At 30.8% G+C, this 24,513-nt stretch carries 21 protein-coding genes; 14 read left to right on the top strand and 7 right to left on the bottom strand.

Going from position 1 to position 24,513, the window contains the following annotated elements:
• Window positions 1-9 precede the first annotated feature (9 nt).
• On the bottom strand, window positions 10-921 hold the full coding sequence (locus KDK92_RS02485; RefSeq protein ID WP_250857459.1) for an AraC family transcriptional regulator: 912 nt from the start codon (window positions 919-921) through the stop codon (window positions 10-12).
• A gap of 232 nt (window positions 922-1,153) precedes the next feature.
• Here KDK92_RS02485 and KDK92_RS02480 point away from each other — a divergent pair, with 232 nt between their 5' ends.
• The 5 genes from KDK92_RS02480 (at window position 1,154) to KDK92_RS02460 (ending at window position 6,910) form a co-directional block, all read left to right on the top strand.
• Entirely contained in the window at window positions 1,154-2,824 is a 1,671-nt protein-coding gene (locus KDK92_RS02480) for a glycoside hydrolase family 13 protein (RefSeq protein WP_250857458.1), read from the top strand.
• A gap of 227 nt (window positions 2,825-3,051) precedes the next feature.
• Window positions 3,052-3,495 (top strand): inorganic diphosphatase, encoded by a 444-nt coding sequence (locus KDK92_RS02475; protein ID WP_250857457.1) that lies wholly within the window; start codon window positions 3,052-3,054, stop codon window positions 3,493-3,495.
• Between the two features lie 243 nt (window positions 3,496-3,738).
• Window positions 3,739-4,023: a hypothetical protein gene (locus KDK92_RS02470; RefSeq protein WP_250857456.1), complete on the top strand. Its 285-nt coding sequence runs from the start codon at window positions 3,739-3,741 to the stop codon at window positions 4,021-4,023.
• An 18-nt stretch (window positions 4,024-4,041) separates the two neighbouring features.
• A complete protein-coding gene (locus tag KDK92_RS02465; RefSeq protein WP_250857455.1) occupies window positions 4,042-5,025 on the top strand; it encodes a GNAT family N-acetyltransferase in 984 nt (327 codons plus the stop codon).
• 187 nt (window positions 5,026-5,212) lie between these two features.
• The gene (locus KDK92_RS02460) at window positions 5,213-6,910 is read left to right on the top strand and encodes a glycoside hydrolase family 13 protein (RefSeq protein ID WP_250857454.1); all 1,698 of its coding nucleotides are present in this window, start codon (window positions 5,213-5,215) and stop codon (window positions 6,908-6,910) included.
• 66 nt (window positions 6,911-6,976) lie between these two features.
• Here the strand turns inward: KDK92_RS02460 and KDK92_RS24400 are convergent, their stop codons facing one another.
• A complete protein-coding gene (locus KDK92_RS24400; RefSeq protein ID WP_276575861.1) occupies window positions 6,977-7,108 on the bottom strand; it encodes a hypothetical protein in 132 nt (43 codons plus the stop codon).
• 58 nt (window positions 7,109-7,166) lie between these two features.
• Between KDK92_RS24400 and KDK92_RS02455 the strand changes: the two genes are divergently transcribed.
• Window positions 7,167-8,129, top strand: a complete 963-nt coding sequence (locus KDK92_RS02455; RefSeq protein WP_250857453.1) for an alpha/beta hydrolase — start codon at window positions 7,167-7,169, stop codon at window positions 8,127-8,129.
• Window positions 8,130-8,185: 56 nt separating this feature from the next.
• On the top strand, window positions 8,186-8,542 hold the full coding sequence (locus KDK92_RS02450; protein ID WP_250857452.1) for a hypothetical protein: 357 nt from the start codon (window positions 8,186-8,188) through the stop codon (window positions 8,540-8,542).
• A 109-nt stretch (window positions 8,543-8,651) separates the two neighbouring features.
• Here KDK92_RS02450 and KDK92_RS02445 read toward each other — a convergent pair whose 3' ends face one another.
• From KDK92_RS02445 to KDK92_RS02425, 5 genes are all read right to left on the bottom strand, one after another.
• The gene (locus tag KDK92_RS02445; RefSeq protein ID WP_250857451.1) at window positions 8,652-8,846 is read right to left on the bottom strand and encodes a hypothetical protein; all 195 of its coding nucleotides are present in this window, start codon (window positions 8,844-8,846) and stop codon (window positions 8,652-8,654) included.
• A gap of 304 nt (window positions 8,847-9,150) precedes the next feature.
• Window positions 9,151-9,447: a hypothetical protein gene (locus tag KDK92_RS02440; RefSeq protein WP_250857450.1), complete on the bottom strand. Its 297-nt coding sequence runs from the start codon at window positions 9,445-9,447 to the stop codon at window positions 9,151-9,153.
• Between the two features lie 296 nt (window positions 9,448-9,743).
• Window positions 9,744-11,267: a hypothetical protein gene (locus KDK92_RS02435; RefSeq protein ID WP_250857448.1), complete on the bottom strand. Its 1,524-nt coding sequence runs from the start codon at window positions 11,265-11,267 to the stop codon at window positions 9,744-9,746.
• A 580-nt stretch (window positions 11,268-11,847) separates the two neighbouring features.
• Entirely contained in the window at window positions 11,848-13,185 is a 1,338-nt protein-coding gene (locus KDK92_RS02430) for a hypothetical protein (protein WP_250858611.1), read from the bottom strand.
• Between the two features lie 140 nt (window positions 13,186-13,325).
• Window positions 13,326-14,669: a YjiH family protein gene (locus KDK92_RS02425; RefSeq protein WP_250857447.1), complete on the bottom strand. Its 1,344-nt coding sequence runs from the start codon at window positions 14,667-14,669 to the stop codon at window positions 13,326-13,328.
• Window positions 14,670-15,036: 367 nt separating this feature from the next.
• On the opposite strand from KDK92_RS02425, the gene KDK92_RS02420 reads away from it, so the two are divergent.
• The 7 genes from KDK92_RS02420 to KDK92_RS02390 all read left to right on the top strand — a co-directional run bounded on the left by KDK92_RS02420 (window position 15,037) and on the right by KDK92_RS02390 (window position 24,385).
• The gene (locus tag KDK92_RS02420; RefSeq protein ID WP_250857446.1) at window positions 15,037-17,193 is read left to right on the top strand and encodes a 5'-nucleotidase C-terminal domain-containing protein; all 2,157 of its coding nucleotides are present in this window, start codon (window positions 15,037-15,039) and stop codon (window positions 17,191-17,193) included.
• An 84-nt stretch (window positions 17,194-17,277) separates the two neighbouring features.
• Window positions 17,278-18,429, top strand: a complete 1,152-nt coding sequence (locus KDK92_RS02415) for a YibE/F family protein (RefSeq protein WP_250857445.1) — start codon at window positions 17,278-17,280, stop codon at window positions 18,427-18,429.
• A 138-nt stretch (window positions 18,430-18,567) separates the two neighbouring features.
• Window positions 18,568-19,407, top strand: coding sequence for a PRD domain-containing protein (locus KDK92_RS02410; protein WP_250857443.1), 840 nt, complete (start codon window positions 18,568-18,570; stop codon window positions 19,405-19,407).
• Window positions 19,408-19,538: 131 nt separating this feature from the next.
• The gene (locus tag KDK92_RS02405; protein ID WP_250857442.1) at window positions 19,539-20,936 is read left to right on the top strand and encodes a PTS transporter subunit EIIC; all 1,398 of its coding nucleotides are present in this window, start codon (window positions 19,539-19,541) and stop codon (window positions 20,934-20,936) included.
• 102 nt (window positions 20,937-21,038) lie between these two features.
• Window positions 21,039-21,518, top strand: a complete 480-nt coding sequence (locus KDK92_RS02400; protein ID WP_250857441.1) for a PTS sugar transporter subunit IIA — start codon at window positions 21,039-21,041, stop codon at window positions 21,516-21,518.
• Window positions 21,519-21,901: 383 nt separating this feature from the next.
• Window positions 21,902-22,684 (top strand): ABC transporter ATP-binding protein, encoded by a 783-nt coding sequence (locus KDK92_RS02395; RefSeq protein ID WP_250857440.1) that lies wholly within the window; start codon window positions 21,902-21,904, stop codon window positions 22,682-22,684.
• A gap of 3 nt (window positions 22,685-22,687) precedes the next feature.
• Entirely contained in the window at window positions 22,688-24,385 is a 1,698-nt protein-coding gene (locus tag KDK92_RS02390) for a hypothetical protein (protein ID WP_250857439.1), read from the top strand.
• The last annotated feature ends 128 nt before the right edge of the window (window positions 24,386-24,513 follow it).

The following is a 24,513-nucleotide window of genomic DNA, read 5'->3' as shown; positions in this document are numbered from 1 at the left end:
GCACCCCCCTTATTTAATGTTCAGGCTTTTTATATATTTCAAAGGAGAAGTTCCTGTTATTTGTTTAAAAAGACGACTAAAATAATATGGATTATCAATACCTACAAGATAACCGGCTTCCCGTACCTTACAAGATGTGGTAGCTAAAATTTCCTTTGCTTTATTTATTCTAACCACATTTACGTAATTCTTAATAGTAAAACCTGTATTTTTTTTAAATACTCTATTCATATAATCGTAATTCAATTCAAATTCTTTCTCTATAAGTTCACTGGTTATCTTAATAAGATATTTTCTATTAAGATAATTTAATAGTGAGTTAGTAAGGTAAGAGCTCTTTGGACTCTTATTAATCGAAAGATTTTTCTCATCAGAAATAAATTCTCTAATAATTAGTATGAGAACCTCTAATAGCTTAATTGATGAAGTTAATTTATAATGCTCAAGTTTGCTATTATAATAATCAATAGCAGATGTAAGGATTGAAGAAATTTCTGAGAGTAATGTTTCATTTTTGATAGTGAACATCTTAGGATAGTACGAACTATAGCTTGTGGATATTGATTCGCTAAATATATCTGATGATAATGAGTTCGTCCTTGCTTCCAATAAGTAGTCACAAATATTATTTTTATTAAGTGAGGATTTGGTTAAAGAAGAATGTTTAAAATGAATAAAGTAATATGAACAGCAAGCTTCCTTATATCCTCTATGAAGTTTGTTTGGTTCTAATAAAAAGCAATCTCCTGGAAGAAGGTGATGTTTTTTATCATCTTCCTCAATATACATTTCACCGCTTTCAATTATATATAAAATAAATTCATCTATTACCCTCTCAAAATGTATCCATGGGAAATTATATGTTACATGACCTATATATCTGACTTTAGGAATTATATTTAAATCAATTTCAAAAAACATAAAATCACCTCGAAGGTCGGTTTTGTATAAAAAAAGTCAGTTTGATTTATTATCAAGACACAATATATATTGTATACTTTTTTATAAGTAAGCTCAACTAAAGTTTAAAATATATATGGTTTTCAACATAAGGAACAACGGAAGTGGTGGAATGATGAAGAACGTATAGTGTAAAGACAAAATGAAACTTATTATAGATTTTAATAGTAAATATTATTGAGGAGGAAACATGATGAACAAGACATGGTGGAAAGAAGGAATAGTTTATCAATTATATCCAAGAAGTTTTAAGGATTCAAATGGGGATGGAATAGGTGATATTAGAGGAGTTATACAAAAACTTGATTACCTTAAAGAATTAGGGGTTTCAATTGTATGGTTAAATCCAGTGTATGAATCTCCTAATGATGATATGGGTTATGATATTAGTGATTATAGAAATATTATGGGTGAATTTGGAACTATGGAAGATTTCAATGAACTACTTGAAGGAATGCACAATAGAGGTATCAAGCTTGTTATGGACTTAGTAGTGAATCACAGTTCTGATGAACATAAGTGGTTTGTAGAATCAAAAAAATCAAAAGATAATCCATATAGAGACTATTATATTTGGGGAAAAGGTAAGGATGGTAACCCACCAAATAACTGGGGATCAGTTTTCAGTGGAAGTGCGTGGCAATACGATGAGACTACGGATGAATATTTCCTTCACTTATTTTCAAAGAAACAACCAGATCTTAACTGGGAAAATGAGAAGGTTAGAAAAGAAGTTTATGATATGATGAAGTTCTGGTTTGATAAGGGTGTAGATGGTTTTAGAATGGATGTTATAAACTTTATCAGTAAGGTGCCAGGATTACCAGATGGACATGTTTGGCCAGGAGCATTATATGGGGATTTTGGAGAACATTCATTAAATGGACCTAGAATTCATGAATTTCTTCAGGAAATGAATAAAGAGGTTCTATCTAAATATGATGTTATGACTGTTGGAGAGTGTCCAGGAGTATCTCCTGATATGGCTAAAGAGTATGTTGGTGAGAATAGGAATGAGATGAATATGTTATTCCAGTTTGAACACATGGGAATTGATACTGATGGACCAAAGTGGAATTATAAACATTGGAAACTTCCAGAATTCAAAACTATAATGACAAAATGGCAAGTGGAGTTAGAGGATGATGGGTGGAATAGTTTATATCTTAATAACCACGATCAACCGAGAATGGTTTCAAGATTTGGCGATGACAAAAGATATAGAGTTGAATCTGCTAAAATGTTAGCTACAATGCTTCATACTATGAAAGGTACACCTTATGTATTCCAAGGGGAAGAGATTGGTATGACAAACGTTAAGTTTGAGAACATTAATGACTATAAAGACCTTGAAATATTAAACGCATATGATGAGCTTGTTAAAGGTGGAATCATGAAGGAAGAAGATTTCATGGCAGGAGTATATAGAATGGGAAGAGATAATGCAAGAACTCCTATTCAATGGGATAACAGCGAGAATGGAGGTTTCACAACAGGAACTCCTTGGTTGAAAGTAAATCCTAACTATGATGAAATTAATGTGAAAAATGCATTAGAAGATAAGGAATCAATATTCTATTACTATAAAAAGCTTATCTCATTAAGAAAAGATAACGAAGTAATGGTTTATGGTAAGTTCACAGAGTTTGATAAAGATAACCTAAAAGTTTATTGCTATAAAAGAGAGTGGGAAGGTGAAACTCTACTTGTGATACTGAATTTCAAAGGGGAAGAAGTTAGTTACCAAATACCAGAAGAGTTTAAAAGAAGAAATGGTGAAATCTTTATTTCTAATTACAAAGATGTTGAAATCAAAGATGAAATGGAATTAAGACCATTTGAAGCGATAGTTATAAAATACTAAGTATGATCATGCAATAAAAAAAATTATGGGCTCAGGTGGAAAGACATCCACCTGAGTTTTTTACTATAATTATTCATCATGAGATTTTTATAGTTATTAATTAAATATGTAGTATGTGGTATAATTGGTTATAAATGCTTGGAATTAAATAATTATTAGTGAATAAGAAACACAGTTAAGGCGTGTATTCAAGAGTAGAGTACCATATTAATAGGAGGGGGGTTAATATGATTATAACAATGCGAGTTGAACAAACACAAAAATATGAGAAAAGAATAAAGTATATACCTGAAGGGGATTATTTCATTGAAACAAATTCAGGGAGTTTGATGTATGAGAGAGGATTTGACGGTGTATATGGTTGGATAGAAGGGTATGGAAGTCCTCCAGAAAAACATTTGGATATATATGTAGTAACACAAAAGCAGCTGTCATTAGGTGATAGAATACAGGCAAAAGTTATTGGATGTTTTTTAAGAAATGATGGAGATAACAAAATTATTGCAATTGAGGAAGAACGAAAAGAAAAAGATATTAGTGAATTGGAATATAAAGAAATGAGTATGCTTAGAGGCTTGTATCCAAGAATAGGTGAGAATGAAGGTTGGTTTGGTAAAGAAAAAGCAATTGAAATAATGAGAGTATTCAGAGACACACATTTTAATGATTAAGCTAAGTCTGGTGAAACCGTTGAAATATCTGTTTTTTAATTTAACAGGCTAAAGCGTAGAAACAGTTAATAAATAATAAAGAAGGAGAATTTCTAGATTGAGATTCTTCTTTTTTTATTTACTATAAGAATGTATATAAAAAATATAAGTAATTTAACGATTTTGGACAAGTTTCAGTTGGTATGTACTGCTATAATCATAAGTATTATAACCGGTTAGTACATTTTAAATTGAGGTGATTTTGTGTCAGAAAAAAATAGTATAGAAAAAAAACAGTTTGAATCATATAAGCGTAATCACTCTGGAAATTATTTTCGTGATAATGAAGAAAGTAAAGTAAAGCGTGATAAATTATATGTAAAAAAGGTAGAAAAACAAATAAAAAAAGTAGCTAATATGGGGGTAGATATATCTGATGAAGATATAGAACAATACGAAAATATGCTATTTAAAGAAAAGAAGGTCCGGGGAAACTTTAAAACACATAATAAACGTTTCAGATCCTTGTCAAAGGTTGATGATTTTTAGTATTGGGGGGGAATAATTATGGAAATACGTGATTTAGATTTATTGTATTTAGAGGATGCTGTAAGTTTGGCACAGGAAAACTATGAAATGGAATGTAAACATGTTGGGGGATTACCTGATTTAAATTATATGGTTTATTTCAGAACAAAACTAGAAAAGTTATTTAAAAGTGGTAATGGTAAGATGGCATTTGAAAATAATAATCTTGTAGCTTATTTGGCTTTTGGTGATATATTTAACATTAATGAGCAGGGGGATAAGGGGGCAACATCTCCTTTGTTTGGATATGGGATTCGAAGTGAAAACAGAGCAGTTACAATTGGCAAACTATTTCAGTATGTTGCAAAGGAACTGTGTGAAAAATATGCTCAGAGTCTTAGAATAAATATTTATGCTCATGATATTGAAGTGCTGCAAACATATATAATGAGTTCATTCTCAATGGATGTGACAGATGTTATCAGGGATGTTACTGAACCATTTGAATTGAATAAGTGTCAAGATTATATATTTAAAGAACTTAATAAAGAGGAACTTAAGTTTTACAGAAGTGATATTATGGAATTTTATAGAGGATCAATAAATCATTTGAGAATGAGTCCAGTTTTTTATCACTGTCGTTATTTTTTGCCATTAGAAGATAGGTTTGACGACTTCCTTTCAGATGATATGCGGATATTCGCAGCTTTTGATGGTAATAAACTTATAGGGATGATAGATTCTGAACCAGGCAGAGATGCTTTTATTACTGGGGGCAAGGGTACTGTTTGTATGGGAGATGTATTTCTTAATCCTGATTATCGTGGAAGAGGAATAGCTTCACAGATGCTCAAATATGCAAATGATAAGCTTAAAGAATGTGGAATAAAAACTATTTGTGTAACTCATGGTACTATAAATCCAACTGCTAGAGGTTTTTGGGATAAATATTTTCAAAACTATTCATATACGATGACGCGGCAGATTGATAGCAATATGCTTGGAATAATACAACCTATATAAGCTACATTATTATATTATCAACATCAATTTTAATCAAAGCCTTCTCAAAAAAATGTTAAGAAATACTAAACTAAGTTATGCTAAGATATTATGATTGAAGTTGTGATTATAGAAGAAAAATGATATAATACAATCAATGAAAGCGTTTGCATAAGTATTGATTAAAGTCGATTTAGGAGGGTATTCAATGAACAGAAGATGGTGGAAAGAAGGAATAGCATACCAGATTTATGTTAGAAGTTTCAAGGATTCAGACGGAGATGGTATTGGGGATATAAAAGGGATTGTTGAAAAATTAGATTATCTTAAGGATTTAGGTGTTGATATTATATATTTGAATCCTATTAATAAATCTCCCAATGATGATAATGGATATGATATTAGTGATTTTGAAGATATTATGGATGAATTTGGTACTCTTGAAGATTTTGATTATATGCTGAAAGAAATACAGAAAAGAGATATGAAATTTGTTATGGATCTTGTTATTAATCATACGTCAGATGAACATCCATGGTTTGTTGAGGGAAGAAAATCTGCGGAGAATAAGTATAGAGATTATTATATATGGAATAAAGGTAAGGATGGTCAGGTTCCTAATAACTGGGGATCATTTTTTGGAGGAAGTGCATGGGAATATGATGAAGAAGTAGGAGAGTATTATCTACATTTATTCTCTAAAAAGCAACCAGACCTTAACTGGAAGAATGAAAATTTAAGAAAAGATATTAAGGATATGATACAATTCTGGATTGATAAAGGTGTTAATGGTTTCAGAATGGATGCTATTAATCATCTTGGTAAGGATGCAAATTTCCCAGATGGAGAAGTTGGTGAAGGTCAAGTTTATGGAGATTTTATTAAATATGTTCAGAATCTACCAGAGGTACATGATTATCTTAAAGAGTTAAAAAGAGATGTGTTTGAGGACGAGCACGTAGTAATTGGAGAGACTGGTGGAATCGGTTATCATAACGCATACCTTTATACTGGAGTTGATAAGAAGGAACTTGATTTTACATTCCACTTTGATATGCATAGTGTTGGAAGAGGTAAGGAAGCATGGGAAACAACTAAGATAGATTTAATTAATGATATAAAGAAAAATATGAGTGGATGGCAGATGAGAGAAGACAATGAAGGTTGGTGTCCATTATTTTATTCAAATCATGATACGACTAGAACAGTATCAAGACTTGGGGACGATAAAGACTATCACGTTGAATCTGCGAAAATGTTAGCTACATTACCATTAACTCAAAAAGGTACGCCTTTTATCTATTATGGTGATGAGATTGGTATGACAAATGATAGAACATTCAAATTAGAGGATTATAGGGACATATCTGCATTTAATAGGCATAAAGATTTTGTACAATCAGGATTGGTGACAGAAGAAAACTACCTAAAAGGGTTACACAATACATCAAGAGATAATTCAAGAACGCCAATGCAGTGGGATGATAGTAAGAATGCCGGATTCACAACAGGGAAAGCTTGGATTAAAGCAAATGAAAATCATAAAGAAATCAATGTAGAAAAGCAACTTCAAGATGAAAATTCTATATTGAACTATTATAAGAAAATAATTAAATTAAGAAAAGAAAATCTATCATTAGTATATGGTGACTTCAAAGAAATCGGAAGGGACCATGAGGAGATATATTCATATACGCGTGAATTAGATGGTGAGAAGTTCTTAATAATGGTGAATTTTTTCGGTGGAGAGCCTAAGATAGAGGATAAAGAATTAGTGACTAATGACTGTGAACTTGTCTTATGGAACTATGAAAAGAGAGAAAATGATTTTTCACTTCTTAAAGAAGGTAAGGTTGAATTAAGACCTTATGAAGCAAGAGTTTATAAAGTAAAAGCGAATGGATAATGAAGGATGGTTCTGACCAAAGGTCAGAACCTTTAATTTTTGGTAGGAAACAATTCAAATCATTATTTAATATATTGAATAAGAAGGTTGTTCATCAAACAGTATAGATTCAACAGGTGCTTCTTCAAATTTTGCTACGTAATTATCACGTATTTGATTTTGCCTATGAATATCCTTAATAGTATCATAATTCTTCATATGTTATAATTAACCTATTAAAGAAAATTTAGAAAAATATCATTTAAAGGAGATACATATGAATTATAGAAATTTTTATGAATTTGAAGAATACTATTCAATACCCTTATCTGAAAAAAAGTATGATGAAGTTTTAAATATACTCCTTCATGCAAATGAACTTTTACCAAAAGATGAATATGAAGAAAATTTATTTGAACTTATGATGGATGAATCTATGATATATACTCAAACCAATAATAGTGAGAGCTGTATTAATCTTATAAAAAAATCACTTGAAAAAGGTTATCCATTTCCCCTACACTGGCCAGACTTTGATTTATTAAGAAACCACCCTGAATATGAGTCTCTTAATAATTTAAATACAAAGCTACTTCAGCAAGCTAAAGAAGATTCTAAGTTCAAATATGAAGTTCACCTTCCAAAATCTTATGATCCAACAAAAAAACATCCATTATTCTTTTGTCTACATGGTGATGGATTTCATTGCAATATAAAAAATACTAGCTGGTTTTGGAAACCTGATACACTTTTAGAAAAAGGATACATAGTTGTATATCCTCAATCATCACAAATGTATTTTCATAAAAGCTTTGGATGGCTAAGTGATCCAGCTCTATCAAGAAAAGAACTAAAAGATTGCTATGAGCAATTATTATTAGACTATTCCATTGATGAAACTTGTGTAATAATTGGAGGTTTCTCTGGTGGTGCAACTACTTCTATTAATATTGCTTATGAAAACACTATCCCAATAAAAGGTGTTATTGGACTATGTCCTGGTGATTACTTAGATAGCATCGGACATGAAGACACAAGGAAATTAGCAGAAAGAAAAACAAAAATAGTTATTCTTGAAGGGGACCAGGACACTGACCCAACTGTTCAGTATCTTTTAAAATTATTTAAGGAAGTTGGACTTGCTCATGAATACCATATTAATAAAGGAATTGGCCACTGGTACCCAGAAGATTTAGATGAAAAAATTTTGAAGGCTGTGGAGTTTATAGTTGGTAACTAATTTCGGGCATGTCAATGTCCTACGGCGTTAATTATATTTTTATAGGGGGTGTAAATTTGCGAAAGACTTTAAAGTTATTAGCTTGGAGTAGTATTGCATTAGTCGTATTAACACTTATTAACATTGCATGCCAAATTGACAATGTAATTAGATTATTTAAATATGACATACTAAAGAATTGGAATTGGGTTAATTTTTCTTTAATAGTATTAAGTCTTAGTATAGTGATTTTATTTATCATTATCGCAAAATTCATAAAAGGAATAGGTAGTGAAACTGATGAAAAACTTATCCAAAAGAAATATGAAAAATTAATTAACTATTTCTGTATTTATGTTATTATAAATACAATTTCACTATTAATATCTATAATTCCTTTTATATTTAGACTTATAAAAGGAAATTTGCTTTAGAGTAAAAACCACTAACAAATTTATGTTAGTGGTTTTTTAAAATCAAAATACAGACAAATATCTCAATATAAGTCTTAATGCATTACAAAACAAAGATATTGAGAATTAATTAATTTATTAGAGTAATAATACATATCAATACTCCAATAAATATTAAACATACTCCCATTACATTTCTAATAAAAACCCAAATTTCCTCTGAGTCGGTAAAATTATGTTCTTCAATGTAATTCTTATGCCACTCAGTCCTTTGTAAGAATATACATATTAATCCTGAAAAAATTAATGTGATACCATCTACCATATTAATTCCCCCCTTTTTTTGCTTCACAAAACATTACCATTATTAATTTGGAATTATTCTTTTTTACTTCACAATACAAGTATTTTATGCCTCAATCGCTTATCCTATTTTACCATAAATTACCTCAGTATAGTTATAAAAAAAGACTCCTAATGAGTGAACAGGTACCATAAATCAGTACTATAATCGAAGTACTGATTTGTTTATAATTTGATGTTTATAATACTTTGATTTTTGACTAATAATTTCAAGAAAATATAATGTTGACCTAAAATACATGAATGGTTGCCTTACCCCATAATACTTATGATGATAGTATGAACCCTAAAAGCTGGCCAATACTAGTACATATCGAAAGTATAGACAGTAATGAACCTATTTTAGCACCAAAATGATAAGGATATTTTTTACCTATGTAAAATGATGCTATTAATATAACAATTAAAACATACGATGTATTATCGTACTTTATATATCCCCAATATGAATAAATAGGTAGTCCAACTAAAGAGAATAAATATCTAAGTATAGATAACTTATTTAAAATATAGCATATAAATATAAGAAATATAGATAATGAGCCAACACCGATTTTTTTCATAAATTCCCCCCCTTTTTATTTACAAATATTCAAATATACGATGAAATATTCGCAGATTCAAAATAAAAGGGGGACAAGCCTATGATATGAACTTTTATCATGGATCTTTTATTTAAATTCAACGTAATAGAATATTATATTGAATAAAGATTTACGACTCAAAACTCTTTTTTTGTGCCTTAAAACACTTTTTAAATTTAGTGAATGAAATTAGAAAGAAGCAAGTAGATTCTTTTTTCATGGAAATCAACTTACTTCTTAAGCATACAAAACATTTGAATGTCCATAATAATTAGTTAATCATAATAATTACCATAATCTTTTTCACTGAAATTAGTAATATACACTTTCCACTCTTTTATGACATCTGTCATATCTTTATTCGTTCCATCTGGTAGCTTTTGATCTAACATAATAGTATCAACAGCTTCGTTACCATATTTTTTTACTAAATAATTCATTAGTGACCTCCAATGCTCTACTGGATATCCTTTTCTTCTATTTGCCTCAAAGAAACTTGGCATCTCATGACCCGATTCAAGCATTTCATGAACATATATGTCTGCAAATAACAAGTTATAATCATTATATGTCATTGCTCTTCCTAAGAATTTTTCAGTTTCAGTAAAGGGATTAACCGTACCTATTTCACTGCATTCTTTCGCCCGCTTATCCCTTTGTTCTATGAAGATTTCATCAAACATTAAATTATTTAATTTAAAGCCACTTGAATAATATACAGCTCGCATTTCCACTAATCCATCATAAGCAGGATATGTTCCTAAAGATTTATCAAGAAAATGAATATATTCATGACTAAATGCCACAATTCCGTTCAATTTGATTCCTTCATTAATATTCAAATAAATCCCACCTAATTGTAGGTATTCATTTGAATAAATATCAATTGTCAACATTGGAAGTTCACTACTTTCAAAATCGAATATTCCTTCAAGTCTTGTTATTTCATCGTAAATACTATTCATGTATTCGTAAAAAACTTTTGTATTATCATTAGCGCTAATATAATAGTCGCTTCCAATATCTTTTTTATCTAGATACAGTACCCAATTAATATTATCTGTCATGTACTCGAGTGTATTCTTTTTAGGATTCTGATTAAAAACTTCTACATTCATAATTCTATTTGAAACATAATCTGAATTATTCTGTTTCATCCATGCATCTAAAATTTCACTTACCTTATACACTTTAGAAGGGTCAGAAGAATCCTTCATTAAATTAATAAGATACTCACTTCCGTATTCACCCTTTATATATTTAACTAACTCTACTGATACATATTTTGATATCTCTACCTCAGTTTCAGAGGCTATTTCAGGAGTAAAATTAATGTATGCTAAGGAGATATAATCCCAATACTCTTCTACTTCTTGAATGCTATAAGAAGTCACTTCCTCAAATTCTAGATTATAAGTCTTTGAAATATCATACATAACACCATACATGAGTCCGTAATTTACATACTCTGAAAATTCATGTTGTAAAATTAACTGCATCAGTTCAAAATCACTTATGTTTTCAAAGTCAATTATTATTTTATCTTCGGGATGCTCAGCTCTTGTATTATGTGCCATGATGAATTTGATTTCATCAAGCTCATAACCTTTATTATCAAAGTACTCGTAGATTTTATCTATTCTTGATTTTATTTCTTTTACCTGTTCATCTGTTATACCATTTTTTCCTTCAATAGAGTAGTTATACTCTTTATCAATTGCTAAAACTACAAAACTAATACAACATAATATAGCAACTATAAGCACAATTATTCTTCTCATATTCTTCATATTTCTCATATACAAAACCTGTTATTTTGTACTCCTCCTTAATATATTAAATATTATCATACTCCTGTTTTTTAACTTCAAAAAGAAATATCTTAAACCCTAAAAATATAGTCATTACCACTTATATATTTCACCCAACATTTTGAATTTTGCCACTATCCATACATTGGAACGGTAATGTTTGTCCATTCTTTATATCGATGAATATCCATAATAATATCAAAATTCATATATTTTACCTCCACAAGATATCAAGAATATCTTAGAAAATGTTTCTTGTAATTTATCACCATTTAATTGCAACTATTATATTTCCTTTAATGCACAATACAAACATTTTATACATCAATATGTTTTGTACCTATCTAAATTATACAAGCTTCTTATTTTAATTTCAAATATTTAACAAGTGCTTTTAAGAAATATTATACTTGAAATACAATATTTTATCGCAGATAAAATGAGTAAAAACACCTTGCCTTAAAGAACAATAAGATGTAGTTTCTGCCATAAAGCAGAAACATCCATCATTATCCATTCTCCATTATCAATTATACATTTCTTTTAAAAAGCACGGTTTCCCGTGCTTTTATTTATATCCAATAAAGTAAGCTATACAAAGAATCAGAGAAGTAATTAAAAGCATGAGTAGCTGTAATTTAATTAACCACTTAAACCATGTTGAATAGCTAACATTTGATAGCCCTAATGATATGAGAAGTACTGCATTAGTTGGATATAATATATTACTAAAGCCATCGCCAAATTGAAATGCAAGGATTGCTAGTTGCTTTTCCACCCCTATAATTTCAGCTAGTGGTACTAAAAGAGGGATTATTAGAAATGCTTTTGCGCTTCCAGAACTAATAAAAAAGTTAAGTACAAGTACAATTAAATATATTAGAAGTATGGATAAAATTGGTGGAGCGGAACTAATGGCATTTGAACAATAAAAGATTAGGGTGTGAAGTATTCCCCCTGTAGTTATAATATAGTTTATGCTTGAAGCCATAAGAATTAAAAGTATGGCAGGTGAAAGCGCTAACATACCTTTTAATATGATGATGAATATGTCACGGAGAGGCATTTCGGTTTGATAACAAGTAGTTATTGAAGCAACTAAGATGTTAATAGAGATAAGTATCAAGGTGTAGTTTGAAAAAAACACAATGAAAAACGGGAGGATGATTATTATAAGCATCAACATCATATAAAATAAAAAATTTTCCACTGCTTTTCTAAAATTATTATTATTTTTAAGAAGAGAATAATCAACTACATTATATTTTTCCTTACATATTAAATCCTGAAAGTAAACTGGGGATGAATATTTTTCTTTTTCAAGTTTGTTGGAGTAGTTTATTAAGAAAGTCACTAAAATAAGATATGTTATTAAGAATATCAAGACTCTAAATAAAGCTCCTGAGAAAATTGGTACATTGGCTAAAGTTTGAGCAACACCTATTGTAAAAGGATTTAAGATTGCAGCGGCAAAGCCAAAGCCACAGGAGACAAGTGATAAACCTAAACCCATTAGTGTATCCCAACCTAGAGACCAAGAAAGCAATACTATAAAAGGAATAAGAGGAATTATCTCCTCAAAAATTCCTAAGCAAGCTCCGAGACTCATAAAGATAAAACATAATACCAATATCAAGGTCTTTTTATTTTCACTGAACTTCTCTGATAGCCTCATTATAAGAAACTGAAGTATTTTGGCTTCTTTTAATGAGGCAATAGATCCTCCTACTAATAGAAGGAAAATTATGATCATGATTATAGCAATGGAATTGCCGTGAATTAGAACTTCTAATGGAGCAAGAAACCAACGCCATATTGGATAGGGTTCTTTTTCAATATATACAAAAGTATCATTAATATACTTACCAGAGGGTATAATTATTGTTAATAACCCTGAGATTATCATCAAAAGTGAAAGTGTAATAATTGCAGAGATATAGCTTTTTTTATTTATAAGTTTTGATGAGTGATTCCAATTCAAACATATCACCTTATAAAATTGATGTAGGCATACTTTCATATGCCGCTTATTAAATTATATTCATACTAAAAGATAATATGAGCTAGTAGAGCTATTATAGGTAGTGATATTAATGTCCTCTCAAGGAATATTACAAATAACTGCTTGAAATTTATTGGAATCTTCGAACCAAGTATTAAACTACCCACCTCGGAAATATAGATCAATTGAGTTACTGATAAAGCAGCTATTATGAAACGCGTCATCTCAGAGCTTATATTTGCTGCAATTATTGATGGTATGAACATATCCGCAAACCCTACTAGTATTGTTTGAGAAGCTTCAGCTGCTTCAGGTATAGAAAGAATATTTAGCAGTGGGATAAAAGGTAATCCAAGGATCTTAAAAACAGGAGTATATTCTGCAATTATCAATGAAATAGTCCCCATAGACATAACAACAGGAAGTATTCCTAACCACATATCAATAACATTTTCTAAACCGCTTATAAAGAAATGTTTAACACCTTTATAGTTTTCAGCTGTTGATAAAGCCTTGTTAAAACCATCTTTTATAGTAAGATTTTTTTTAGAATCTAGTCTTTCATTGGGGTTATCAATAAAATAAGTATCATCTATTTTACTAAGAGGTGGTATTCTAGGCACTATTATTGCAGTAATAACACCACATAATATTACAGTTCCATAATAAGGAATAAATAAGTGTGATAATCCTACTTGAGAAATCACTACTAAAGAAAATGTGATAGAAACTGCAGAAAAAGTAGTGGAGATTACCGCAGCCTCACGCTTAGAGTAGAATCCATCCTCATATTGTTTGCTTGTTAAAAGTACACCAATAGTTCCATCCCCTAACCATGAAGCTATACAATCTATAGAAGCACGACCTGGCAAGGTGAAAATCGGGCGCATTATCTTGGTCATTAGAGCACCGCATAGATCCATTAATCCAAAATCTAAGAGTAATGGAAGCAGAAGACCTGCTAATAGAAATATGCAAAATAAAGTTGGCATTAAGCCAGATAATAATAATCCACCAGTATTCTCAGATGTAATGGCAATAGGACCTAGTCCCTTTAATACTAAGATGGAGAATATTGAACCAATAACTCTCATGCACGTCCAAAATGGAGTCATATTAAAAAGTTTGCATAAATATTCATTGTTGGATATAAAAGTTGGTTTAAATATCTTATATAGAATAGTTAAAATTGCAGATAGAGTGATTAAAGCAGTGATTAAAGTAGGTAGTGAACTACCCAAAAAATTCTGCAACATGTTGGATATAAGAGCTACGGGAATAGACACCCCGTCAACAGTGCTGATTGGTATGGTAAAGAGCGATATCCCTATTAGAGAGGGAATTAAGAATTTTAAAAAATTATATTTTGTATTCTTTAGTTTATTCATTATGAAATCATCCTTTCGTTTTTTCGGTCAATATGTAAAGTGCACAATCATTATTATAATGAATAAATATGCAAAAATCAAGGGTATATATCTAAAATATGCAGTTTTAAATTGCATATTATTAAATCAAACAGAATTTTAAACTATATACTAACAAAGGTATATATTAGTAATTTACTTAGTAATAATTTGTTAATAGTTCTTTAATAAAATAAGTAAATGTGTTATATTATTATAGACAAAAAACGTTGTAAATAGATTTATTAATCAAATATTCGCCATTTTTCACTTTAATGAATTAATTGGCTTGTTGGGCTATTGCTGGTAAAATCCAGTTAAATAGATATTTTAATTTGGAGGTATAGATATGCAAAAGGTAAATAAAAGTAAGTTTACAGCACTACTTGTAGCGCTTATAATGATGATTACAGTTATAAGTCCTATGAGCGTTTTTGCAGAAGGAGAAACATCAGAGGTTAAAGATCTTACTAAGAAAGAGGAAAAACAACTTAATGAAGATGAAGTTGAAATTCAAATCTTAGCTACATCAGATGTTCACGGAAGATTCATGCCATACGATTATGCAGTAAATGCTTCATATACTAAAGGAAGCTTAACTCAAGTTTTAACAGCTATAAATGAGTTAAGAGAACAAAATCCTAACACGATTCTTGTTGATAATGGTGATACTATTCAAGATAACTCATCAGCTTTATTCTTAAATGATGAGATTCACCCAATGATTCTTGCAATGAATAAAATGGGATTCGATGTTTGGTCAGTAGGTAACCATGAATTTAACTATGGTGTTCCAGCTTTACAAAAAATTATTGATCAGTTTGAAGGAGAGACACTTGGTGGTAACGTGTACAATGCGGATGGATCAAGAATTGCAAAACCATATACAATCATTGAAAGAGCAGGAGTTAAAGTTGGTATAATCGGAATGGTTACACCAAATATAGTTAATTGGGATGCTGCTAACCTTAAAGGATATACAGTAACAAATCCTATTGAAGAAACTAGAAAAGCAATTGATGAAATTAAAGATAAAGTTGATGTATTAATCGCAGTTAACCACATGGGAGAAGAGAGTCAATACGGAATTGAAGGTTCAGGAGCTATTGATATAGCTAAGAATTTCCCAGAATTAACAGCTATCGTAACAGGACATGCACATAGCAAAATTGTTGGTGATTACTACTATGATGGAAAGGTTTATACATCTAAAGATGCAACTGATGAAGTAAAGAGAAATGGTGTTTTAATGATAGAGCCATATAAATATGCTAATGCATTAGGACAAATCACTTTAAAGTTTACAAAAGAAGATGGAAAATACATAATAAAAGATAAAGCAACAGATATTAAATCAGACTTATATTACATGTATGATAAGAATGAGAAAAAAGTAGCATACGAATCAGATAAAGAATTAGAAAAATCTCTTGAATCATACAACCAAAGAGCTATTGATGATGCAAATAAGTTAATTGGTGAATTAAAAGAGGGTAATCTTGTAGCTGAAAATGAAATCAAAGATATCCCAAGAGCACAATTAGAGCCTACAGCAGCAATTCAAATCGTAAATGATGTTCAAATGTTCTATGGTAAGCAAATTGCTGGAAAAGATATTGATGTGGCAGCAGCAGCTTTATTTAGAGCAGATCAAAATGTAATGGCTGGACCTATAAAGAAGAGTGATCTTGCATTACTATATAAGTATGATAACACTCTATATGTAGTAGAGATGACTGGTAAACAGTTAAAGCAATACATGGAATGGTCAGCACAATACTTCAATACATTTAATGAAGGCGATTTAACAGTTTCATTTGATCAAAATATAAGATCATATAACTATGACATGTTTGGTGGAGTGACTTACAATATAGATATAACAAAAGAAGCAGGAAATAGAATAGTTGATTTAAAGAACAACAACGAAGAAGTTAAAGATGAAGATGTTCTTTTAGTAGCAGTAAACAACTATAGAGCTAACTCACATTTATTAAAGTATGGTGTTGTTTTCCAAGAGGGAGACGAGCTTCCTAAGAAAATTGGAGGATCAGATGATTTACAGTATGGCCTTGGAGACGGAAGAATCAGAGATCTTATTGGTAAATACATCGTTGAAGAAAAGAATGGAGTAATAACTCCAGAAGTTGAAATGAACTGGTCACTTATCGGAAACAACTGGGATAAGGAAGACAGAGCTAAAGCTGTTGAATTAATCAACGAAGGTAAGATTATAATACCTAGATCAGAAGATGGAAGAACTCCTAATGTTGCATCTGTAACGGTTGAACAGGTTAAAGAAGCTTTAGGTGTAAAAGAAGAAGCAGATACTATTATTACTACTACTACTACTACTACTACTTATGTTGTAAAAGCAGGAGATATGCTTTGGAAAATTGGAAGAGACTTGAATGTTGATTATAATAAGATTGGTGAAATTAATAACTTAGATAACTTAAACTTAATTTTCGTTGGTCAAGAGTTATTAATACCAGTAAGTAACTAGTAATATTAAAAATTATATATTTTATTGAAGGCTGTTCAATTGAACAGCCTTCTGTTAATTAAAGAGTAGATAGGTGAAAATTGGATGAATAAGAAAAAAATAATAGAGGTGTGCCTGGTAATAGTCATTTTGACTTTAGGATTGGCGTTCTTTATATCTTTAAAGAGTAAATTTCCTGAGGTTGATAGTAAAAGTAAAGAAGATACCTATAACTTAGCTAAGGCTAAAGTATTAAAGATTCATTATGATGATTTAGATGTTAAAGAGAAACCTGATGGTTATGAGAAGTACCTTAGAAAGCAGGAAATGGATATTCAAATATTAGATGGAATCCACAAAGGGGAGAAATTTAAAATAAGAAATACTATTCAAACTGTAGAGGTATACTATATAGTTGTTAAAGAAGGGGAAAAGATTATTGTAAATATGACTGAAGATCAGGACGGAGAAGTCACTAGTATACATATATACGAAAGAGCTAGAGCAAACTATGCATATTTACTTATTGGCTTATTCGTGATTTCAATACTTATTGTAGGGCGACGTAAAGGGATAAATGCTATAGTTTCTCTTGTGATAACTGGAATAGTAATTATCAAAGGATTGCTTCCTTCCATATTAAAAGGATACAATCCTGTGTTAATGACATTAATTAGTTGTGCAATTATCATTGCTTGTTCTTTAATATTATTAATAGGTATAAATAGAAAATCTATAACTGCAGCACTTTCCACATTAGGGGGAGTGGCAATAGCGGGAGTTATTGCTATGATTGTTGGAAGTTCTGCTTATGTAACAGGGCTTGCTGGTGAACATGCTCAAACAATAGCATTTACTTATAAGGACCTTAATTTAGACTTTAGAGGAATATTGTTTGCAGGAATAATAATAGGCGCATTAGGAGCTGTAATGGATGTGTGTATATCTATTACTTCATCCCTTTATGAAATGATGGATATAAAGAGTGATATAACCCCAAAACAACTGATGAAATCTGGTATGAATATTGGAAAAGATATTATTGGAACAATGTCAAATACTCTTATATTGGCATATGTGGGTGGTGCAATACAATTAATATTATTATTGATGGTACTTAACACTAGTTACACGCAGATTATTAATCTTGATATGATGATGTCTGAGATAGTAACTGCTTTAGCTGGAAGTATAGGGTTGGTATGGTCAGTTCCATTGACAATTTTGTTGGTGATATTATTTAGAGAAAAGAAATAAAGTATATACAAATTTTAATTAATGGAAAGCATTTCATACCTTAAATATGAGATGTTTTTTATTTTTGTCATAAAGAACTAAGAATTAAAATATAATCTAACATATAGTAATTCATTTATTAGTATTTAGGAGAGTTATATGGGAACGGGTAGATATAAAGTCCTGAAAATTTTGAATAATAATGGCATAATGATAGGGCAATTAGATGTAGAAAAAATTATCGTGGAACGAGGAGTAGGTCATAGATATAGAGTAGGGGACAGTTTAAGTGACTTAGGGGAGTTCAAGAAAGTATTCGCCATTGAAGAGAAAAATAATAAGGATACATTCATAGAACTAATGGAAAGAGTAGATGGGGAGATTGTAGAAGTTTGTGAGGAAATCATCTCATTCATATCTGAAGAGTTCCATCAAGACCTGAATGAAAAAATACATATTAGTTTGACAGATCATATTGCATTTACTATCCTTAGGTTAAAAAATAATGATACCATAACTAATCCCTTTGTTATTGAAATTGAGACTTTGTACAGTAAAGAAATGCAGATTGCTGAAAAAGCAATGAAGATTCTTCAAGAGAGAACAGGAATACATATACCAGAAGATGAAATTGGATTCATAGCAATGCATATACATTCTGCAAGAAATGATGGTAAGGTATCTAATACAGTGAAATATGCTTTTTTATGTAGTACTATTACAGAATATATAGAGGATTTATTGAATATTGAAGTGGATAGAAGGAGTATTAATTACGAGAGGTTTATATCTCATATTAGATTTGCAATTGAGAGAATTATTAAGGGAATACCTATAAAAAACGAGATTCTCGATTCAATAAAAAATAAACTAAATTCATCATACAAAATTGCAGAGAATATTGGTGAGATTCTGAAGGATGAATTGTATAAGGAAGTTAGTGAAGATGAAATAGGATATATAGCACTTCATGTTGAGAGAGTTAAAAATAATATATGATGGTATTTTTGTAAGGCGTGTAACCATTTGGGCATGAGCTGGAAAGGAAACTTTTCTGCTCTTTTTTTGTTCTTAAAAATTTATGGGTTTGCACTGTTCTTTTAGAACAGAAAAATAAAGGGGGATGAATCATGGGTAAAAAAAATTTGGTTGGAGGACTTCAGCGATTTGGTAAAGCGTTATTAGTGGCTATAGCAGTGTTGCCAGCTATGGGATTGCTTTTAAGACTTGGTGCTGATGATATTCTTGGTTGGAAGTGGATGTTTGAAGCTGGAAATGCAGCCTTTGCAAATCTTCCATTACTATTTGCTATAGGTGTAGCAGTGGGACTCGCTGATGAGAATAATGGAGTAGCGGGACTTGCTGGAGCACTAGGGTATTATGTTATTGTAGGAGTAGCTAAAAGTTTCAACGATGGAATTAATATGGGGGTTATCGCAGGTATTATTGCTGGTGTTCTAGCTGCTAAGATGTATAACAAATTTAAGGGAATAAAATTACCAGATGTTTTAGGGTTCTTTGGAGGAAAAAGGTTTGTACCTATTGTAACTTCCGTCATTGCCCTGATTATAGGGGTAGCTGCTGGATTTATTTGGCCTTGGATACAGGGGGGATTGAATACATTAGGTAATTCTATTGCGGATGCAGGAGCAGCTGGAGCAGGGGCATTTGGAGTATTGAATAGATTATTGCTTCCATTTGGTCTTCATCATGTAATGAATACAATTACATGGTTCGAATTTGGTACCTTTACTAATGCTGCAGGAGAACTTATAAAAGGAGATTTATGGAGATTTCAAGCTTTAGATCCTAATGCTGGAACATTCATGACAGGATTCTTCCCAATAATGATGGGTGGACTTCCAGGGGCTGCAGTAGCTATGATAGCCGCTGCAAAGAAAAAGAAAAGAAAGATAGTTGGAGGATTATTGTTAGGTGCAGCGTTTACTGCATTTGTAACAGGGATAACTGAACCTATAGAGTTCTTGTTCTTATTCTTAGCACCAGGTTTATATATAATTCATGCACTTTTGACAGGAGTTTCAATGGCTATAACAACGGCATTAGGAATAAAATGTGGATTCATGTTCTCGGCAGGTGCAATTGATTATGGTATCAACTGGAATATTTCAACAAAACCATTGCTTATGATTCCATTAATAGTACTATTCTTCTTAATTTATTTCTTTGTATTTTACTTTGTAATAAAGAAATTTGATCTTCCTACTCCAGGTAGAAGAGATGACGAGGAATCAGAGAAGCTTAGCAACTTGAAAAGCACGGAGCTAGCTGATAAAGCTAGAGAAATACTTTTGGCTATAGGAGGAAAGTCAAATATTGTTGTTGTGGATGCGTGCATTACAAGAATAAGATTAACTGTTAAGGATTCAGAAAAAGTACAAGAAGGTAGGTTGAAAGAAATTGGAGCTACTGGTATAATGAAGCTCGGTGAAAATAACTTGCAAATTATAGTTGGAACAGTAGCGGATCCATTAGTAACTCATATGAAAGAAGAAATGAAAAAATAATATTACCTCCATGCGTTTATATGCATGGAGGAATATACATAAATATAAAAAAATGTATTATACGATGTTTTTTAGGCTTAAGTATAGGAAAGGTGAGGTTGTATGTTTAATTTATTTAAAAAGAATAAAACCCTTAATATCAAAGCGCCACTAAAAGGAGAATACATTAATATTGCAGAGACCCCGGATCATGTCTTTTCGAATAAGATGTTAGGTGATGGTATTGCTATCAAGCCAAAAGAAGAGGTGATTCATTCCCCTATAGAAGGAATAATTGAAATGATTTTTCACACAAACCATGCCGTTGGCTTAAAAACGAAAGATGGGATTGAGATACTAATCCATATAGGTATTGATACAGTTGAACTTGGAGGAAAGGGATTCCTTAGAATTGCAGAAGACGGGACTAATGTTAAAGTTGGAGATCCTATAATCAAATTTGATAGAAGGTTCATTAAAGAAAAAGGTAAATCAGATATTGTTATTATGGTTGTAACAAATGGAGCAGAAATAAAGAGGTTTAAAACTACCCTTGGTACTAAAACAATGGGAGAAGATGTGATTGAAATAATATATGAATAAAAAGTATACGCCTATGAGATAAAACGCTTATAGGTGTTTTAATTATTTAAAAAAAACAACAATTAGTATATAATGGAAAGTGATATATTTAAGGCATATGAAAATAAATAACAAGTCAAAGATGCGACGGATATTTTACGGGATACAAAGAGTTGGGTTCCTCTGATAGTTGCTCTATGAGAGGGTTCCGAGGATGAAGTATCCCACTAAATAGACTAGCATACAGAAAGAAATTTACCTTATGATTCTTGATATAGAAAATAGTGAAGGTTCAACACTTTTTCTATATCAAGATATAAATGATAATTTCTTTCTGTATAACTGACTAGTTATTTATTTGAATATGCCTAAGTTAATAAAACTGAAGTGTGGAGGAGATAAGTATGAAAGGGGAACCGATTATTTCAATAAAAAACTTGGTTAAGTGTTACGGGAATAATAGTGTTTTAAAGGGAATTGATCTTGACGTTCATAGAGGAGAGATTATAGGGTATATAGGTCCTAATGGAGCAGGTAAAAGTACTACAGTAAAAATTATGTTAGGTCTTGTTAAAGACTTCGAAGGAGACGTGAAAATATTTGGAAATGATATTAGGGATGGATCTGTTGAATATAAGAAAAAAATAGGATATGTTCCAGAGGTTCCAGATATATATGACAATTTAACAGCTAAAGAATATAGCGAATTTATTGGTGTTGTTTATGGAATGGACAAGAAAGAAGTTGAAGAAAAGACGTTGAAGTTAATGAGTGTATTCGGTATCGAGGATGCTTATACTTCAAGAATAGAATCCTATTCAAAGGGAATGAAGCAGAAATTTCTAATAGCTTGTAGTATGATACATGATCCTGATATTTTATTTCTTGATGAACCTATAAGTGGGTTAGATGCAAATAGTGTTATGGTTTTTAAAGAAGTACTAACAAAACTTGCAGACATGGGGAAAACTGTGTTTTATTCTTCTCACATAATGGATGTTGTTGAAAAAATAAGCAATAGGATTATTCTTTTAAATGATGGAGTAGTTGCAGCTGATGGAACCTTTGAAGAGTTAAAGAGAGTTAATCATGAAGAGTCTCTGGAGAATATATTTACTGATATTACTGGTGTGAACAATCACAGTAGTAAAGCGGATGCGTTTGTTAGTGCAGTAAAGGGGGAGTAATTCATGAAGAATTTTATGAGCTTAAGGATATTAGATAAATTTAAGTTGATATTTACCAAGATGGGTGTTAATTACGATGTTATGAGGAAGATACTACAGATTAAATTAACGCTTGATGGTAGAAGACCTACAATACAGAGTATGCAGAGTAATGAGCCAGAAAGTAAAGACAAAAATTATTTTGTTAGATCTCTTATAGGGTATTTCATAACAGGAATTTTTATTGCATTGATTATGATTACTCATCTTCCATTGATGTATAGATATAGTGTAGGTATTGGTATAACTATGTTTATGATAGCTATGAGTATGATTTCTGATTTCTCAACAGTTCTACTTGATCTTAAGGAGAAACAGCTTCTAGGGAGTAAGCCTATAGATGAGAAAACGGCTAATGTAGCACGATTTATTCATATATTTATTTATGTGGCACTTATAACGGTGGTGTTTGCTGGACCAATGACTCTTGTGAGTTTCTTCAAAGATGGAATTGCAGTGGGACTACTGTTCATTTTAGAGCTTATAATTGCGGATATATCTATTGTATTGTTTACAGGGTTATTTTATTTTATATTTCTAAGATTCTTTAGTGGAGAGAAGCTAAAGGATATAATAAATTATGTGCAGATTGCTATGAGTATTACGATTTTTGTAGGATATCAGTTTATAGCAAGAGCCTTTGATTTTGTGGATACATCTATTTTATTCAGCTTTAAATGGTGGCAGTTTTTCTTGCCTAGTGTTGTTTTTTCCGCGCCTTTAAATATTGTATCTGGAGGAGAGGTTAACTCAATAAGTATATTTTTCTCTATATGGACGGTGATATTGCCTATAATTTCACTTTTTATATACACTAAGATACTTGTTCCACATTTTGAAAATAGTTTGTATAAAATGAATACAGTTGAAAGTAAAAAAGAACAAAAAATAAAGAGTAATCAGAAAAAAGGTAGTGGATTAGTGGCAAGAATATTCTGTAGTGATTATCAAGAAAGAGCTGTTTTTGAGTTCACTACAAACATGTTTAAGAGGGACAGAAAATTTAAACAATCAATCTACCCTTCAATGGCAATGGCATTTATATTTCCATTCATATTTATGCTAAATGGTTTAAGAGATGGAGGAATACAAGGGTATATGGCAAATTTCTATGAGAATTCAAGACATCTTATGGGATATTTGGGAATTATAATGATGGCTCCCTTGATTGTTATGATAGCCTATAGTGAAAAATATAAGGGGGCATGGATATATGATGTGTTACCTATACAAAATAAGACTATTATCAAAAAAGGAGCATTTAAAAGTTTTGTAGTAAAATTTTTCTATACTATTTTCCTGGCATACACAGTAATATTTACAGCAGTAGGGGGAGTGCGGGTTCTTCCAGATATGTTTGGAATGTTCATGGCTTTAAATGTAATCAGTCTATTTTGTTATAGTAAATTATCTATAGAGATGCCTTTCTCAAATGGATATTCAACCAATAATGCAAAGAGTTTTGGAAATACACTTATTATAAGTTTTGTGGTTGGTGTAATATGGGGTGCTCATTTTTTATCTAAGAAAATCCCTTATGGGAATGGAATCTTTATAATTGCTATAGGGATCTTTGCGATAGTTTACTGGATGGTGGTTTTTGGGAAAAAGGGAAACAAAGGCGCGAAAAAGAATAATGAAAAATTGAGAATTGAAAATTAAAAATGATGGATGTTTGTGCTTTAGTGCAGAAACATCCATCTTATTGTATTTTAAACAAGGCTATGTTTTTAAATAATGATGAGATTAGATATTATTTAAATCATTTATAATGAGTGTAAAATAATCTA

This window comes from Oceanirhabdus seepicola (assembly GCF_023684385.1).
Classification (GTDB): domain Bacteria; phylum Bacillota; class Clostridia; order Clostridiales; family Clostridiaceae; genus Oceanirhabdus; species Oceanirhabdus seepicola.
The sequence above is the reverse complement of the archived record's forward strand: the minus strand, read 5'-3'. Positions and strand labels throughout refer to the sequence as shown.

Coding starts and splice junctions, on each gene's coding strand:
- KDK92_RS02410 (WP_250857443.1), top strand. CDS start 18,568: ATGGGAACGGGTAGATATAAAGTCCTGAAAATTTTGAATAATAATGGC.
- KDK92_RS02480 (WP_250857458.1), top strand. CDS start 1,154: ATGAACAAGACATGGTGGAAAGAAGGAATAGTTTATCAATTATATCCA.
- KDK92_RS02405 (WP_250857442.1), top strand. CDS start 19,539: ATGGGTAAAAAAAATTTGGTTGGAGGACTTCAGCGATTTGGTAAAGCG.
- KDK92_RS02390 (WP_250857439.1), top strand. CDS start 22,688: ATGAAGAATTTTATGAGCTTAAGGATATTAGATAAATTTAAGTTGATA.
- KDK92_RS02460 (WP_250857454.1), top strand. CDS start 5,213: ATGAACAGAAGATGGTGGAAAGAAGGAATAGCATACCAGATTTATGTT.
- KDK92_RS02455 (WP_250857453.1), top strand. CDS start 7,167: ATGAATTATAGAAATTTTTATGAATTTGAAGAATACTATTCAATACCC.
- KDK92_RS02475 (WP_250857457.1), top strand. CDS start 3,052: ATGATTATAACAATGCGAGTTGAACAAACACAAAAATATGAGAAAAGA.
- KDK92_RS02395 (WP_250857440.1), top strand. CDS start 21,902: ATGAAAGGGGAACCGATTATTTCAATAAAAAACTTGGTTAAGTGTTAC.
- KDK92_RS02445 (WP_250857451.1), bottom strand. CDS start 8,846: ATGGTAGATGGTATCACATTAATTTTTTCAGGATTAATATGTATATTC.
- KDK92_RS02400 (WP_250857441.1), top strand. CDS start 21,039: ATGTTTAATTTATTTAAAAAGAATAAAACCCTTAATATCAAAGCGCCA.
- KDK92_RS02440 (WP_250857450.1), bottom strand. CDS start 9,447: ATGAAAAAAATCGGTGTTGGCTCATTATCTATATTTCTTATATTTATA.
- KDK92_RS02435 (WP_250857448.1), bottom strand. CDS start 11,267: ATGAGAAATATGAAGAATATGAGAAGAATAATTGTGCTTATAGTTGCT.
- KDK92_RS02430 (WP_250858611.1), bottom strand. CDS start 13,185: ATGATAATCTCAGGGTTATTAACAATAATTATACCCTCTGGTAAGTAT.
- KDK92_RS02485 (WP_250857459.1), bottom strand. CDS start 921: ATGTTTTTTGAAATTGATTTAAATATAATTCCTAAAGTCAGATATATA.
- KDK92_RS02420 (WP_250857446.1), top strand. CDS start 15,037: ATGCAAAAGGTAAATAAAAGTAAGTTTACAGCACTACTTGTAGCGCTT.
- KDK92_RS24400 (WP_276575861.1), bottom strand. CDS start 7,108: ATGAAGAATTATGATACTATTAAGGATATTCATAGGCAAAATCAAATA.
- KDK92_RS02415 (WP_250857445.1), top strand. CDS start 17,278: ATGAATAAGAAAAAAATAATAGAGGTGTGCCTGGTAATAGTCATTTTG.
- KDK92_RS02425 (WP_250857447.1), bottom strand. CDS start 14,669: ATGAATAAACTAAAGAATACAAAATATAATTTTTTAAAATTCTTAATT.
- KDK92_RS02465 (WP_250857455.1), top strand. CDS start 4,042: ATGGAAATACGTGATTTAGATTTATTGTATTTAGAGGATGCTGTAAGT.